Annotated in this window: 14 protein-coding genes; 8 read left to right on the top strand and 6 right to left on the bottom strand. The window is 37.8% G+C overall.

Annotated features, from left to right (window positions below):
- Positions 1-156: 156 nt before the first annotated feature.
- Both CFK40_RS18795 and CFK40_RS18790 read left to right on the top strand, forming a co-directional pair.
- A complete protein-coding gene (locus CFK40_RS18795) occupies positions 157-927 on the top strand; it encodes an IclR family transcriptional regulator (RefSeq protein ID WP_089533909.1) in 771 nt (256 codons plus the stop codon).
- A gap of 15 nt (positions 928-942) precedes the next feature.
- Positions 943-1,254, top strand: coding sequence for a DUF3870 domain-containing protein (locus CFK40_RS18790; RefSeq protein ID WP_089533908.1), 312 nt, complete (start codon positions 943-945; stop codon positions 1,252-1,254).
- 157 nt (positions 1,255-1,411) lie between these two features.
- On the opposite strand, the gene CFK40_RS18785 is transcribed toward CFK40_RS18790, so the two are convergent.
- The 4 genes from CFK40_RS18785 to mreBH form a co-directional block, all read right to left on the bottom strand.
- Positions 1,412-2,857, bottom strand: a complete 1,446-nt coding sequence (locus tag CFK40_RS18785) for an NAD-dependent succinate-semialdehyde dehydrogenase (RefSeq protein WP_089533907.1) — start codon at positions 2,855-2,857, stop codon at positions 1,412-1,414.
- Positions 2,854-4,047 carry an acyl-CoA dehydrogenase family protein gene (locus CFK40_RS18780; RefSeq protein WP_089533906.1) on the bottom strand — a complete coding sequence of 398 codons (1,194 nt, stop codon included), beginning with the start codon at positions 4,045-4,047 and terminating at the stop codon, positions 2,854-2,856. The genes CFK40_RS18785 and CFK40_RS18780 overlap by 4 nt, the downstream gene beginning before the upstream one ends.
- 50 nt (positions 4,048-4,097) lie before the next feature.
- A complete protein-coding gene (locus CFK40_RS18775; RefSeq protein WP_089533905.1) occupies positions 4,098-5,243 on the bottom strand; it encodes a CaiB/BaiF CoA transferase family protein in 1,146 nt (381 codons plus the stop codon).
- A gap of 755 nt (positions 5,244-5,998) precedes the next feature.
- On the bottom strand, positions 5,999-7,006 hold the full coding sequence (gene mreBH / locus CFK40_RS18770) for a rod-share determining protein MreBH (protein ID WP_089533904.1): 1,008 nt from the start codon (positions 7,004-7,006) through the stop codon (positions 5,999-6,001).
- 473 nt (positions 7,007-7,479) lie between these two features.
- Between mreBH and CFK40_RS18765 the strand changes: the two genes are divergently transcribed.
- The 4 genes from CFK40_RS18765 to CFK40_RS18750 all read left to right on the top strand — a co-directional run bounded on the left by CFK40_RS18765 (position 7,480) and on the right by CFK40_RS18750 (position 11,226).
- The gene (locus CFK40_RS18765) at positions 7,480-8,361 is read left to right on the top strand and encodes a CAP domain-containing protein (RefSeq protein WP_089533903.1); all 882 of its coding nucleotides are present in this window, start codon (positions 7,480-7,482) and stop codon (positions 8,359-8,361) included.
- A 271-nt stretch (positions 8,362-8,632) separates the two neighbouring features.
- Positions 8,633-9,349 carry a lysophospholipid acyltransferase family protein gene (locus CFK40_RS18760; RefSeq protein WP_089533902.1) on the top strand — a complete coding sequence of 239 codons (717 nt, stop codon included), beginning with the start codon at positions 8,633-8,635 and terminating at the stop codon, positions 9,347-9,349.
- A 199-nt stretch (positions 9,350-9,548) separates the two neighbouring features.
- Positions 9,549-10,544, top strand: a complete 996-nt coding sequence (locus CFK40_RS18755) for a glutaminase (protein ID WP_089533901.1) — start codon at positions 9,549-9,551, stop codon at positions 10,542-10,544.
- Between the two features lie 13 nt (positions 10,545-10,557).
- Positions 10,558-11,226 carry an SOS response-associated peptidase gene (locus tag CFK40_RS18750; RefSeq protein WP_089533900.1) on the top strand — a complete coding sequence of 223 codons (669 nt, stop codon included), beginning with the start codon at positions 10,558-10,560 and terminating at the stop codon, positions 11,224-11,226.
- Between the two features lie 328 nt (positions 11,227-11,554).
- Here the strand turns inward: CFK40_RS18750 and CFK40_RS18745 are convergent, their stop codons facing one another.
- Entirely contained in the window at positions 11,555-12,913 is a 1,359-nt protein-coding gene (locus CFK40_RS18745; protein ID WP_089533899.1) for an alanine/glycine:cation symporter family protein, read from the bottom strand.
- A 342-nt stretch (positions 12,914-13,255) separates the two neighbouring features.
- On the opposite strand from CFK40_RS18745, the gene CFK40_RS18740 reads away from it, so the two are divergent.
- A complete protein-coding gene (locus tag CFK40_RS18740; protein ID WP_089533898.1) occupies positions 13,256-13,570 on the top strand; it encodes a hypothetical protein in 315 nt (104 codons plus the stop codon).
- A 27-nt stretch (positions 13,571-13,597) separates the two neighbouring features.
- The gene (locus CFK40_RS18735; RefSeq protein WP_089533897.1) at positions 13,598-14,434 is read left to right on the top strand and encodes a YihY/virulence factor BrkB family protein; all 837 of its coding nucleotides are present in this window, start codon (positions 13,598-13,600) and stop codon (positions 14,432-14,434) included.
- A gap of 33 nt (positions 14,435-14,467) precedes the next feature.
- Here the strand turns inward: CFK40_RS18735 and CFK40_RS18730 are convergent, their stop codons facing one another.
- Positions 14,468-16,408, bottom strand: a complete 1,941-nt coding sequence (locus CFK40_RS18730; RefSeq protein ID WP_089533896.1) for a heavy metal translocating P-type ATPase — start codon at positions 16,406-16,408, stop codon at positions 14,468-14,470.
- Positions 16,409-16,601: the final 193 nt, after the last annotated feature.

Raw genomic sequence — 16,601 nt, 5'->3', positions numbered from 1 at the left:
AATGAGTGTTGATATCCAGGAATGATTCTTGATATATCGGGATAACGGTTGATATAATGGAACGAGTGTTGAAATAATGGTTGAAGTAAACAACCCTCTACTTGTATAGGTAGGGGGTGATTTTCTAACTTAATACGCAACTAAGGAGTAATTACAATGAATCAAAGTGTAATCAAGGCGTTAAAACTGCTTGATTTATTTAACGAGGACATACAGGAATTATCGTTAAGAGAAATAGCATTGCGAGCTGACCTTCCAAAACCAACCGCATATAGACATTTAGCATCATTAGTGGAATGTGGTTTTTTACAAAAATCAAAGGAGAATGATCAAGACAGTCGCTACAGACTAGGCCTAAAACTATTAGAACTTGGACATTTGGTAACAAACCAACTTGAAATAAGGGAAGTAGCTTTACCATTAATGGAACAATTAGCACAAGATATCAATGAAGTGATCCATATTGTTATAGCAAATCAAAAAGAGGCTACCTATATAGAAAAGGTTGATAGTACACGAGCTATCCGTTTATATACAAGAATAGGAAAGAGTTCACCGCTTTATATAGGATCTGGTCCTAAACTATTACTAGCATTTATGGATAAAGAGAAGCAGAAAGAGGTTTTAGGTGACGCTGAACTTTATGCAATCGACGAGCACCGAAAAATTGATAAAAAGAGGCTGCAAGAAGAATTAGACATTATTCGTGAAGAGGGTTATGCTTACAGTATTGGGGAACAGGACTTAGAAACAACAGGAATTTCCTACCCATTATATAATTATAGAAGACAAGTTATTGCTGCATTAACCGTTAGTGGATTATCTAGTCATTTTGAAGGAGAAAATCTGCAGGTTATCAAAATGAAAACACAACAAAATGCAGAGAAGATATCTGAAAAACTTGGCTATCAAACTACTAAGTTATGAACAGGAGTGAAAGCGATGCACACAGTGTTTGTTGCCGGACATGCCAAGTTGCCTTCAGGTATGGCGGCAAAGAGTATATATGATACATTAACGATAACCGCTGAGGTTGATAAGAAATATGGTGTAATTGTAACGGCAAGCTGTACCTTGGCAACGCTTCACGGTCGAGAGTTCGTCCAGCAATTATTGCGTGGCTATAGCCTACAGGATGGCATTGAGGCCCCAGTAGAAGAAATTCGCTTACATTATTTAGGAAAGGCCGGAAATGCACTGATATCGGCTTTGAAGGATTTGTACAAGCAATACGAGCAATATACACAGACATAAGAATGTCCTACCAAACAATTTGGCAGGACATTTATTTTTAATTTCTTGGTGAATCAAATTAACTCGGGCCACGAATGCTTAAACTCGGGAGACAAGCACTCAAACTCAGGAGGCAAGCACTCGAACTCGGGAGACAAGCCCTCCGCCATACGTCCCCTTAATCTATCGAAATTGAAACAAACTTCATTTCTAAGAACTCATGCATACCATGGTGTCCGCCTTCTTTACCCATACCAGATTGTTTTATCCCACCGAATGGAGCTTCTGGAAGTGACGGGAATACATCATTTACACCAACAATTCCATAGTCCAGGCGTTCTGATACTCGCAAGGCAACACTTGTTTTCTCAGTGAAAATATACGCGGCTAATCCATAATCGGTATTGTTTGCTTTACGAATGACGGAATTTTCATCCGTAAATGTTTGGATAGGGATAACAGGACCAAATGTTTCTTCATTCATGACGATCATATCATCAGTGACATCGGATAGAACAGTAGGTTGATAGAAATAACCATCAAGATCACTTTTCCATCTACATCCTCCCGTCATAATATTTGCTCCCTTTTCAACTGCATCATCTAAGTGTGCTTGAACTTTTTTTGCGGCATTTTCATTGATAAGTGGTCCAAGATCCGTGTCTCTTGTTAGACCATTACCAATTTGCAGTTCTTTAACTTTATCTGCTAACCTATTTGTAAACTTTTCTTTAATAGATTCATGTACATATAAGCGATTGGCACAAATACAAGTTTGACCGTTATTACGAAACTTACTTCCTAACGTGAGAGTTGCAGCTTTTTCAATATCTGCATCATCAAATACAATTATCGGGGCGTGCCCACCAAGTTCTAATGATAGCTTTTTTACATGTTCAGCACCTTCACGCATTAAATATTTTCCGACTTTAGTTGATCCAGTGAAGGTAATTAACCGTACCTCTTTATCGGACAGCATTGCCTGACCTATTGCTTCTGCGTCACCAGTTACAAGGTTCACAACGCCTTTTGGTAAGCCAGCTTGTTCCAGTATCTTTACTATTTCGATAGCTGATATTGGTGTTTCTGGTGATGGTTTAAGTACGACTGTACAACCTGCTGCAAGCGCAGGACCAATTTTTCTTGTGATCATAGATGCTGGGAAATTCCAAGGTGTAATCGCCCCAATAACACCTATAGGCTGAGGTATAACCATTAGCCGCTTGGATTTAACAGATGAGGGAATTAACTCACCATACCCACGGCTTGCTTCTTCTGCATACCATAATAGAAAATTGGCCGCGCTTTTAACCTCACCAATCGCTTCTTTTAGTGGCTTTCCTTGCTCGGTAGTTAAAATTTCACCTAGTCTATCCGCTTCTTCCAACATGATTTGTGATGCTTTGTATAGAATTTGTGATCGTTCACGACCTGTCGTTTGCCCCCAAGTTTCAAAGGCTTTAGAAGCAGCTTGAATTGCTTTTTCTGTCTCTGCCTTTCCTCCATAGGATATTTCACTTATTGCTTCCAGTGTAGCGGGATTGTAAATCGTTTCTGTTTCTTTTGTATCAGCACCTTGCCAGGTTCCATTTATGAAAATACTATCGATATATTTTTCAATCATTCATTACCCCTCCATGCAGGCAACATATTGTTTAAGGCTTTATCTTTTCGGTAACCTAGTACATATTCTGCTTGCATAACAGTGTGAATCTCACGTGTTCCTTCATAGATAACAGGTGCTTTAGAGTTACGTAAATAACGTTCAACAGGGTATTCATCCGAATAACCATAAGCACCGTGAACCTGCACCGCATCATCGGCTGCTTTGTTCGCAAAGTCACAAGCCTGCCATTTCGCAAGGGATGTTTCACGAGTATTTCGTTTTCCTTGATTTTTTAGTTCTCCTGCACGGTAGACAAGTAAGCGACTCATTTGCAGTCCTGCTTCCATCTTCGCAATCATTTGTTGCACTAGCTGATGACGACCAATTTCTTTTCCAAACGTTTCGCGTTCATGACAGTAGTCAACACTAGCTTCAATACATGCCATGATTTGACCGCATGCTCCAGCAGCAACTGTAAAACGCCCATTATCTAGTGAGGCCATTGCAATTTTAAAGCCCTCTCCTTCTTTTCCTAGCAGGTTTTCTTTTGGAACCTTTACATTATCAAAAAATATTTCGCCAGTATTTCCAGCCCGAATTCCATGCTTTCCTTTTGTCGCCTTTGATGAAAAACCTTCCCAAGTACGCTCGACGATGAATGCCGATATACCATTATGCTTTTTCGATTTATCGGTATAAGCAAAAACCAAGAAATGATCGGCAGAATCGCACAGCGAAATCCAGGTCTTTTGTCCGTTTAAATGATAATAATCGCCATCTTTTGTCGCTGTTGAGTTTAAGGATGCAACATCAGATCCAGCACCAGGCTCAGTTAAGCCAAATGCTCCTACTTTTTCACCTTTTGCCTGTGGAACAAGGTATTTTTGTTTTTGATCTTCGTTACCCCATTGAAGAATGGACATACTATTTAAGCCAGTATGTACGGAAACAGCTGTACGAAAAGCGGTGTCACCTCGTTCTAATTCTTCGCAAACAATGGCGAGTGAATTATAGTCCATGCCGCTACCACCATATTCTTCAGGAATACAAACACCCATTAATCCAAGATCGGAAAGCTTATTCATGACAGAAGGGTCAGCCTTTCCAGTCCGATCCCACTCAGATATATGTGGCATGATTTCTTTATCTACAAAGTTACGAACCGTGTCTCGCAGCATTTTTTGTTCTTCCGTGAATTCAAAATTCATTTGATCATCTCCATATTATTATTTTTTACTTATTAAAACTAAGGCGATAGTTATCTAATAAAGCGTGCAAGAATTTCATCAGTGTGTTCGCCGGCATTAGGTGGATGATGTTTATATTGTACTGGTGTTCGTGAAAGCTTAAGCGGGCTTCCAATCATTTTTACTATTCCTGCAGTTGGATGCTCAAAATCGATAAACATTTCTCTTTTCTTAAGTTGTGGATCTTTTGTTACTTCCTCGATATTTTGAATAGGCCCACATGGGATACCGTTCTCTTGACACTTTGTTTGCCAGACAGCTGTTGATTTTCTATCGAAAGCTTGTTGCAGTAGTGGAACTAACACCTCACGATTTTCTACACGATCAGAATTTGTTTTAAATCGCTCATCATAAGCAAGTTCAGGCCTTTCTAAAATGGTACATAAAACTTTATACTGTTTGTCGTTCCCAACTGCAACTACCATTTGTCCATCACTTGTTTCAAATGTTTGATAAGGCACAATATTGGCGTGATTATTTCCAAGTGCAGTAGGAATTTTGCCAGACATCAAGTAATTACTGCCGATATTAACAAGAGAGCTGACAGCCGAATCGTAGAGGGAAATGTCTAGCTTTTGACCTTTTCCAGATATCGTACGTTCAAGTAATGCACCTTGAATCCCAATACAAGCATATAACCCTGTTAAAATATCGGTAATTGCTACACCAAACTTTTGTGGGCCTGATTGATTATCGCCAGTGATACTCATTAATCCACTCATCGCTTGGATGATAAAATCATAGCCAGGCATTGTTTGGTATGGACCAGTTTCACCAAACCCTGTGATCGAACAATAAACTATCCCAGGGTTTATTTCAGTGAGTGTCTGATAGTCTAATCCAAAACGATCCATCGTACCTGATTTGAAGTTGTGAAGAATGACATCGCTTTCAGATACAAGTTTTTTAATCATTTCAATACCTTCTTGGGACTTCAAATCAGCTGTAATACTTTTCTTGTTTCGGTTTGCACACAAATAATAGGCGCTTACATCATTCTGAAAAGGGGGCCCCCATTTACGGGTGTCATCACTGCCTCCTGGAGCTTCTACTTTAATTACTTCAGCACCAAGGTCACCTAAAATCATCGTACAGTAGGGACCTGCAAGTACACGCGACAAATCAAGAACCTTAATATGTTCCAATGCACCAGCCAAACAATCACTCCTCACATTCAATTAAAAAAAGCCAATTCAAACTGACCACAGTCGTACTGTAAGTCAACTTGAACTGGCTCATTATCTGTTGGAACTTACCTGGAATGGGTATGTAAACAGATTAGACAGTCTTCTAGTTGCGGCTCCTCGGGGTTTTTGACATAAGCAATGAACACTAGAGTGCTAGAGCCGTACTCTACAGCTCTTTGCATATGCGTGTCACCCCAGATCAGTCGCCTTCGTTTTTTTGTTTAGATTAATTAACGCAGATCATGTGGCATAAACGTTTGTACGTTTTACATGATTCTTACTAACTACTATTCTATTCTATTCAGAATTATATGTAAATGTTTATTTTAAAAAAAGCTGAATTCTTTGATAAGATTCAGCTTTGGAAAATTTGTACGTATTTGTGAAAAAGATGGAGGGACTCAGTCGTGATATCCGCTGATTAGTCAATATATCGGCCGTTATGAAAATATAACCACCGATATTTTCATATAACTGCCATTATATAAATATAACCGCCATTTTCTCGATATATCGGCCGATTGGCAAGATAAACGCAGCTTCCTTGATCCGTGGGCACAGGTCATAAACCAATACCCGGGCGCCTCCGCTTATCTTTCTGTCTAGCAACGTGGGCTAGCGACTCGAGACGTAGTCAATAGACACTCCGAGCACGAAAGACCGTGTGCTCTACGGTCTTTTGACTACGCTTGTCGTCGCTGAGCAAGCCCACTCCGCTTTTCTTCCTACTTAGCTGCTTTTTGTAGTTTGGTTATCATTTTTAGTGCTCGGCCTGTTCCGATTGCTACTGATTCAAGTGGGTTTGGAGCAATGTGTACCGGTACGATGATTTCTTTTGCTAACCAATCTCTCATTCCGTTTAATAATGCACCACCACCAGTTAAAACAATACCACGATCAACAATGTCACCACTTAGCTCTGGAGGACAATTCTCTAGTGTCGCTCGAATGGTTTCTAAAATTTGTTCAAGCGATTCCTTTAATGCAGAATGAATTTCTGTAGAAGAGACAGTGATTGTCTTTGGTAAACCAGTTACCATGTCTCTACCGCGAACTTCCATAGTATCTTCTTTATGATCTGCATTTGCATATCCAATCTCAATTTTAATATTTTCTGCAGTTCGTTCACCGATTAAAATATTATAGTGTTTGCGGATATATTGAATGATTTCTTCATCCATCTTATCTCCGCCAGTGCGTACAGAATTACAAGAAACAACACCACCAAAAGAAATGATGCCGACTTCAGATGTACCACCACCAATATCAACGATAACGTTCGCAATCGGTTCGTCTACTGGTAGATCTGCACCAATCGCAGCTGCAACAGGTTCTTCTATTAAATGCACATGTTTAGCACCATAGCTTGTTACTGCGTTATGGATTGCTCTTCTTTCAACAGAAGTACTTCCAGAAGGCGTACAAACAACTACTGTTGGTTTACGCATGGAAAGCCCCATTTTTTTGCTTACCTTTTTCAAAAATTCCTTTAACATTTGTGCGGTAACATCATAATCAGCTATTACTCCATCCCTAAGCGGACGAATAGGGACGATGTTTTGTGGAGTTTTACCAACCATTTCTTTTGCTTCCGTTCCAACCGCAACGACATTTTTCGTGTTAATATCAATAGCCACTACAGATGGCTCGTTTAAAACAATCCCTTTTGTCTTTGAATAGATAAGTATATTAGCAGTACCTAGGTCAATACCAATTTCTGCATTAGATAACATTTTTAGCTCCTCCAATGATGACAGTTTTCAATTATAGCATTTCTATACTATACCATGATTTGTGGGGGTAGTTAAGTGCTTTACAGATATTGGATTTTGATATATTACACAGATGAAGTGAACCAGGGGGGCCTTATATAATAAGGAATATTAAGGAACAAGGAACAAAATCATTAGGTTTTCCCGCGTAAATATCAAATTTATCATTTTTGTTACAAATGAAGCGTTGTTGTAATATTTTTCAGAAAATAAAAAGGTGTCAAGCGTGTTTTTTTAGTAGATTATGTCACTAGATTGAACTTTTTCCAAAAAAGGCTTATTTAAGCCATTTAGAAAACCTTAATTATAAAGGAATTATACCAATCTATTAGTTAATCAAACCCTGATGGAAGAGCCTTCCAAAATTATTACAAGAATCCCGTGCTATGATAATTTTGCAAGAAAAAACACAACTTAAAGGAGATGTTCAACACATGTTTAAGAAATTAGGTATTGTAACAACAATGTCTACAGCATTACTAATTGGTGGTGCTTTTACAAATACTGTTGATGCTGCAGAAAATACAGATCAAAAACAGAATCAACAGCAACAAACATATAAAGTCTACTACTCTATTAACGGGGAGTCTTTTTCAAATTTAGATGGTAATTTAAATGAATTTTTGCAAAATTATTTTGCAAATTACCAGGTGAATTGGAATAATCAAAAGGCAAATGATAAGCCTGCAGAACCAGTAAAGAATACTGAAGAAAAAGAACAAACAAAAGAACAACCAGCTCAGAAACAAGAAGAACCAAAACAGGAAGCTCCTGAACAAGCAGAACCAAAAGAAGAAGCACCAGCAAAGGCTGAGCCAAAGGAAGAAGCACCAGCAAAAGCTGAACCAAAGGAAGAAGCACCAGCAAAAGCTGAGGCACCTGCTCAACAACAACCAGCTAAAGAACAAGAGCAACAAACACAAGCTCAATCAAGCCAGTTAAGTGCTTTCGAACAACAAGTAGTAGAATTAACAAATAATGAACGTGTAGAACGTGGCTTGAATCCATTAAAAGTTGACGTTGAGTTAAGCAAAGTGGCACGCGAAAAGTCACGTGACATGTCAGTAAATAATTACTTTTCTCATAATAGCCCAACTTACGGATCACCATTTGACATGATGAAAAGTTACGGTATTGATTACCGTAGTGCAGGGGAAAACATTGCAAGAGGACAAACCACACCAGAACAAGTGGTAAATGGTTGGATGAATAGTGATGGACACCGTGCAAACATTTTAAGTGAGAAATTCACGCATATTGGTGTAGGCTATGTTGCGGATGGTAACTACTGGACACAACAATTCATCGGAAAATAATAGAGTAACAGACAAGGAGATTAGCATTGCTAGTCTCCTTTATTTAGCAGTTAAGAAAATATAAATCCTTTCTTACTGTATAAGTGCAACTAAGGCTTTCGCCATTAAGGCTTGGCGATAAGCCAAGTTTTCTAACATCTTTAAGGAATATTAACCTTTTATAGGGTTGAAAATTTAAAGGCTATCACTTTATAATGATTTCCTAACAAAAAATACATAAAACATCGTATAATGAAGTAAAACATCGTATAATAAAATTGGGGGTGATTACATGATTCGCAGTTTGTGGATCTATTTTTGGGGAATTATCACTGTTCTAAGAAGTGGTCTGAAGTTACATAAAGGTCGAAAGCTTTACAATGTGGGTACAAAACAAGCACAGCAAGAATTATTTGAAGCGCCAAAATGGGTTTCCCAAAAAGTGATTAAAAGCACTGGGACAGATGTTCATGTATCTGGTCAAGAAAAGCTTCCAGATGAAGCGGTATTATTTGTGGCTAACCATCAAGGATTGTTTGATATTCTTGCTTTAATCGGCTATGTCGGAAAACCGCTTGGGTTCATCGCAAAAAAAGAGGTGGAAAAGATTCCTATCGTTAGTTCGTGGATGAGTCTGATGCATGGAGTCTTTATTGACCGTTCAGATCGAAGGCAATCCGTTCGGGCAATTGGTCAGGGTATCGATAGCTTGAAAAAAGGGCATTCCCTTGTTATCTTTCCTGAAGGTACAAGAAGCCGTGGTAGTAACTTAAATACATTTAAATCAGGAAGCCTCAGGCTGGCAACAAAAGCCAATGTACCTATTGTTCCAATTGCCATAAATGGAACGTACCAAATGCTAGAAGAAGATAAAGGAAGAGTAAAAGGTTCAACTATACACATGTCAATTCTTGATCCAATTTATCCGAATGACTATCAAGAAAAAAAACATAGTGATCTAGCAATAGCCATACAATCAAGTATTGAAAAATCATTACAACAGATGTAAAATAAAAAGCTTTTCTATAGCACCCTCGATTATTCAGGCGGATTAATCGGGGGATTTGTTTGTTGGAATGGTAATTCGAATCGTTTTAGTTTCCTTTTCCGTATGGCACTTCTATTATAGGGAGTACAAATTTATTTATCTACCGTTTGAAAGCTTACGGACTAGACCATCATGATATAAAATAGAAGAGGTGATACGTATGGTACAAGGTTCTGCTAACTGGAATACAGAATTAAGTCAAGAATGGTTACAAAATTATGTGGATGACTGGGTTTCCTTTTATCGAAAACACACTAGTGACGGTAAGGTAGCCTCATATATTCCGATTTTGGCAGAAGCGAATCAAGACCATTTGGGCATAACCATTTTAGGGAAGAATGGGATGGCAATTCGTTCAGGAGATGTAGATATACCATTTACCTTACAAAGTATTTCAAAAATCATCAGTTTTATTGTTGGGTGTGTAGAGCGCGGTATTGCATATATGCTTGACCGGGTGGACGTTGAACCAGCCGGAGAGGCATTTAATTCAATCATGCACTTGGAAATGAAACAACTCAAAAAACCATTTAATCCACTAATTAATGCTGGAGCAATAACGGTTACATCTATTCTTGAAGGGGAGACCTCTGAAGAAAAAATTGGACCAATTTTAGATCTTTTAGAAAAAATGCTTGGATATCGCCCGAAAATTAATAAAGAGGTATATCTTTCAGAGAAGCTATCTTCTACACGAAATAAAGCAATTGGATACTACTTACTTGAAACAAACTTCCTTGAATCAGAGCTAGATGTAACGTTGGACACTTATTTCAAGCAATGTTCTATTGAAATTACTGTTGATGACCTAGCAAGAATTGGTATGATTCTTGCCAATGATGGGGTCAATCCTGATACACAAGAAGAAATCATTCCAAGGCAGGAGGCGAGAATTTCCAAAGCGCTAATGTTGACTTGTGGAATGTACGATGCATCCGGAAAATTTGCAACATATGTAGGAATACCAGCAAAAAGTGGTGTTTCAGGTGGAATTATTGCAGCTGCTCCTCCACGTGTACGTGAAGAGGAACTTCCGTTTTTAGAAGGTTGTGGAATAGGCGTTTATGGACCAGCGCTTGATGATAAAGGTAATAGTATCGCAGGTATCCGCTTGTTACGACATATTGCGAAACAATGGGACTTAAGCATTTTTTAAAAGAGGTGATTATATGTGTGGTAGGTATACACTGCTTAGAGATGAGGTTGAGATCTTAAAAGAGTTTGGTATAAACTATTCGATTGATTCATATACACCAAGCTATAACGTTGCTCCAGGACAAAACGTACTGGCAGTCATTAATGATGGAAGAGAAAAGCGAGCGGGGTATTTGAAATGGGGGCTTGTTCCTTCATGGTCAAACGACGAAAAGATTGGCTATAAAATGATTAATGCTAGAAGTGAAACTGTTCATCAAAAACCAAGCTTCAAATCGTTGTTAAAGCGTAATAGGTGTTTAATAATTGCGGATAGTTTTTATGAATGGAAAAAAACAGACCAATCAAAACAACCGAAGCGAATTCAAACAGCTGATCGTAAACTATTTGCATTTGCAGGGTTATGGGATAAATGGCAAGATGGTGGACGAAATCTTTTTACATGTACAATTTTAACAAAGGATGCAAATGATTTTATGCAAGGTATACACCACCGGATGCCAATTATTCTTCCTAAAGATAAAGAAGATGAATGGATAGCGCCAATTGAGATGGATCCTAGTTCAGCACATGATCTTTTACAGTCGATACAGGTTGATGACCTTAAAGCACATAATGTTTCTAGTTATGTAAATGCAGCAAAAAACAATGATAGTACGTGTATTGAGCCATTAATAAAATAAAAGGAGCGAGACCATTGAATGGTAACTCGCTCCTTTTCATATTCGTCCGCTTCTGACCAGTCGCCTCCGCTTTTCTTGATCTAGCTGTGGCTCCTAGCGACTACCAAATAGTTAGTCCTGATGAATGTACGTAAAGATCGACGTACTTTCACAGTCCTATCTATTTGTACGTCGCTGACCAGTCGCCTCCGTTTTTCTTTCCTGTCTAGCTATGCGGGCTAGCGACTCGAGACATAGTCAATAGACACTCCGAGCACAAAGAGCAGTGCTCTACGGTCTCTTGACTATGCTTGTCGTCGCTGAACAAGCCCGCTCCGCTTTTCTTTCTCTACGCGGCTTTTGCTCGTTTTCGTTCTTTTTCTTCTTCTTTTGCAATTTTTATGAATTTCTTGGTTTCGTATACTACGACACCTGAGAGGCCGAGTAATCCGATTAGGTTTGGAATCGCCATAAGTGCATTCATAATATCGGCAATGCCCCAAACAATACCCAACTGCTCAATAGCCCCGTAAAATACAACTAATACAAATACAACTCGATAATATGGAACTGCTTTGTCATTAAATAAATAACTGAAGCACTTTTCTCCGTAATAGGACCAACCAACAAGCGTCGAGAAGGCAAATAATACGATACCAATAGTAACAATCAAGCTACCAGTATCACCTAGGAAAAACGCAAATGATGCCGCTGTGAGATCTCCACCATTTAATGTGGAACCAGCATACATATCTGCCATGACAATCGTTATTCCAGTGATGGAACAAACGATAATTGTATCAATAAACACCTGTGTCATGGATACAAGGGCCTGACGACCAGGGTAGTCTGTTTTTGCCGCTGCTGCAGCAATAGGTGCTGATCCAAGGCCAGCCTCGTTAGAGAACACCCCTCTGGCTACACCATATCGAATCACAGTACCTAAGATACCACCACCAATGGCACTCCCGGTAAATGCATCATTAAATATTAGGGCAATCGCGTTTGGTACAATATCTAAATTCATAACAATAATAACTAAACCACCTATTACATAAAACAAAGCCATTACAGGAACAAAAAATGCTGTTACACGACCAATACTTTTTATTCCACCTAAAATAACTAATCCAGTTAAAAGTGTAAGTATAATTCCAGTCACCCAAGTAGGAACACTAAACGAGCGCTGTAATGCATCAGAAACGGAATTTGACTGAACCATATTTCCGATACCGAAAGCTGCTATAGAACCAAAAATAGCAAAGGTAACACCAAGCCATTTCGCTTTTAAACCGCGTTCTAAATAATACATCGGTCCACCAGACATTTCACCGCGACTGTTGACCACGCGGTATTTAACTGCAAGAAGTGCCTCTGCATACTTGGTTGCCATTCCGAAAAATGCACTAATCCACATCCAAAAAACGGCACCGGGACCACCGAGTACAACAGCTGTTGCAACACCAACAATGTTTCCTGTTCCAATTGTGGCGGCCATGGCAGTAGTGAGAGCCTCATAGTGACTAATATCCCCTTTAGAAGCTTTGTCCTGTCTTTTAGGACTAAACGCTAATCGTAAAGCGTAGGGAAGCGTACGAAATTGTAAAAAGGCTAACCTAAATGTTAAATATAGTCCTGTACCAACGATTAAAATGAGTGTTGGTGGACCCCATACAAAACTACTAATATCGCTAATAATATCCCCCATGTTTTCCCTCCTTTGTTTTTTTGGTATTGTATACCTATAATAAATATTCCGAAAATTATGCGGAAAAGTCAAGAGAAATTTTAAAAATTTTTATTTCACTGATAAGAAAGTATAGATTTTTAGTGGATATCAGTATAAGGGCAACTAAGGCTTTCGCCATTAAAGCTTGGCGATAAGCCAAGTTTTCTAAACATCGTAAAAATCTTAGTTTATTTATTGCTTTTGAGGGAAATGGTAAGATAGATAAAATGGTTCATGTCTACATGATATGATAAAGTATTAAGTGTTAAAAAAGATTATTGGACAAACATCCAGCATAAAACAATAGAAGGAGAGACAAACATGCAAAATAACAAATTAGTATATGGAATAATAATTGGTGCATTAGTAGGCGGATTAACCACTCTTTTTGATCGGGAGACACGCTCTACAACAAAAATGCAATATTTCAATACAAAAAGGAAAACAAATTATTATCTGAAGCACCCTTCAGAAGCCGTGAGGAAGGCTCGCGTTGCATGCAATCAATTCAATGACACATTCAATTCAAGTGCTGATACCGCAATTAATACACTGGAACAGGTTGAACAGACAATTGATAAAATGCAAAATAAAAAAGATGAAGGTCTAAAAAGAATTGAAACAAACGAAGAATAACTAGTAAGGATTTGAGGGGGATGGATAATGAAAAAAGCTGTTACGTTTTCAAAACAACTTTTTCAAAAGATAACAGAAGTAGATGTATTTGGTATGGCAGCACAACTTGCTTATTTTTTGTTGCTATCTTTATTCCCCTTTTTATTATTTTTAGTAACACTTATAGGTTACTTACCAATAGATCCGAAGAGTGTAATTTCTTTTATAGGTGTTTATGCACCAGGTGAGATCATGGACTTAATTTCCACGAATATTAATCAACTGTCTCGTAATCAAAACGGTGGTTTACTGTCGATAGGTATTATAGGTACGATTTGGTCAGCTTCTGCAGGTATTAATGCAATTATGAAAGCCTTTAATGGGGCATATGAAGTGGATGAGGATCGATCATTTATAGTATCGCGGTTGATTGCAATCGTCTTAACGGTTGCAATGGTGGTTGTTATTTGTATAGCATTTATATTACCTATTTTTGGAAAAATGATTGGGGACTATTTGTTTTCATTTCTTGGATGGTCATCAAACTTCATACAAGTGTGGGAAACATTACGATGGGTTATATCATCTATTGTGTTTTTAATTGTACTTTTAGCACTTTACAAATTGGCTCCCAATCAGAGGGTTTTGTATAAAGATGCAATCTGGGGTGCTATATTTGCAACAATTGGATGGCAACTGGTTTCTTTGGCATTTTCTTATTATTTAAGTACCATTGGAAGTGGAAGCTATTCTGCAACTTATGGAAGCTTGGGTACCGTAATTACATTAATGATCTGGTTTTATTTATCAGGAATTATTATCATTACTGGTGGTGTCATTAACGCCATTTTTAAACATAGGCGTGTTGGTAGGCTTGAGATATAGAAGAAATGGACTATGGTCAAACACCATAGTCCATTATTTAAGTAGGCGCAACCCATTTAAAATTACTAAAATTGTACTTCCTTCATGGCCGATTACTCCAAGTGGTAAATCAAGTACTTGAAAAAGATTTGATGCAATTAATAAACCAATAATGCTTAAGGAAAATATAATGTTTTGCTTTACCACCTTATTCATTTGTCTAGATAACTCGAAGGCATTTGCTAGTTTAGGTAATTCATTTTTCATTAAAACTACATCTGCTGTCTCTAATGCAACATCCGTACCTTCTCCCATTGCGATTCCGACATTTGCGGTTGCTAATGCAGGAGCATCATTGATTCCATCCCCGACCATAGCTACATGTTCGTACCTTTTTCGTAAATCCTTTACATGATTTACTTTTTCTTCTGGTAAACACCCAGCTATATAATGATCAATCCCTGCTTCAGTTGCAATTGCCTTAGCGGTTATGTCATTGTCTCCAGTTAACATAATGGTAAATATATTTCGTTTTTTTAACTGTTTAATTGCTTGTTTTGCTTCATCTCTAATTGTATCCCTTAACGCCAACAAAGCAACAATCTCCTTATTTTTTTTAACAAAGACAATTGATTTCCCTTGAGACGCTAGCTTATTTGCTACTCCATTTTGAAATTCATCCGCTTCGTTTTTACCAACAAATTCTGGTTTTCCAATCATCCATGTATCATTTTCAACAGTTGCAAGGATACCATTCCCACTCACTGTTTTATGTTGCGTAACATCACTAGTAAAATTCTTACTATCAAGCTGTTCTCTACTATAATTTGAAATTGCTTCTGCTAAAGGATGTAAGGATTCATTTTCGATTGCACCAATAATTTCTAAAATAGATTGTTCGTCTAAGTTGGTATGAAAATAGGTGTCTGTGACGACTGGTTTACCATTCGTCAGTGTACCAGTTTTGTCAAATGCAATTGCCTTGATATGACTTAAATTTTCTATGTTTACGCCACCTTTAAAAAGCACACCGTTTTTAGCACCTATAGAAATTGCGGATAAGGTGGCTGGCATTATTGATGCGACAAGCGCACAAGGCGAAGCAACCACAAGTAAAATCATAGCGCGATAGATACTTTCGGTTAGGGTCCATCCAAATAAAAAATAGGGAAGGAACATCATTATTCCGACAGCAAGAAGTACCGCTTTTACATACTTTCCTTCAAATTTTTCTATAAAAAGCTGTGATGGCGGTTTTTCTTCTTGTGCAGATTGGACAAGATCGACTATTTTTTGAAATAAGGTTTGATCGGTTGATTTAGAAAGTTGAACATGGATTGTACCGTCAACTGCTACTGTTCCAGCAAAAACTTCATTATTTTTTTGTTTACTTACTGGAATAGATTCACCCGTTATGGCACTCTCGTTTATCGAAGTTATACCTTTGATAATTATGCCGTCTGCTGGAATACGTTCACCTGCCTTTACTACAATTGTATCCCCAATTTTCAAATGCGAAACAGCTACAACTTTTTCTGTTCCGTTTGTTAGAAGAAGAGCTGTCTCAGGTTGCAAATCCATCAAAGAAGAAATCTCTTTCTTACTTTTGTTCATGGTATAGGTTTCAAGGGCGCCAGATAATGCGAAAATGAAGATAAGAATTGCACCTTCAGTCCAATAACCTATAGCAGCAGATCCAACCGCTGCAAAAACCATCAACATCTCAACATTTAATTCCTTATTTTCAATGGTTTCTTCAATACCTTCTTTTGCCTTTGCATAGCCCCCAATCGCAAAGGCAAGAAGATGAAGGATAACCCATAAAGGTTGTTCTATATAATCAGCTATTAGCCAAGTTGTTAAAATGATTAACCCGCTTAACAATGCTGCGATTAACTCTATATGTTCATAAACCTTCTGAATTGATGATGATCTGAATAGATGGAATAATTTCTTTTCGCTAGTCTTCGTTAATGTTTCCAATTTAGTAGACATTTTTAAACCCTCCCAGTAAGTGATAATGATTTTTATTATTAATTATAATAATTACAATTAAATACTTATTATTATATTATCATTAGAAAAGATAAAGTCAATGAATATTTTTGGTTAAAAATAATACAGGTAATATTATCTAATTAAACAGACAGTATTTTCTTTGAATAATAATAATTAAACTGTTACAATC

The organism is Virgibacillus necropolis, assembly GCF_002224365.1.
GTDB lineage: Bacteria > Bacillota > Bacilli > Bacillales > Amphibacillaceae > Virgibacillus_F > Virgibacillus_F necropolis.
Note: the sequence above shows the minus strand (reverse complement) of the source record. Positions and strands in the feature narration are given on the sequence as shown.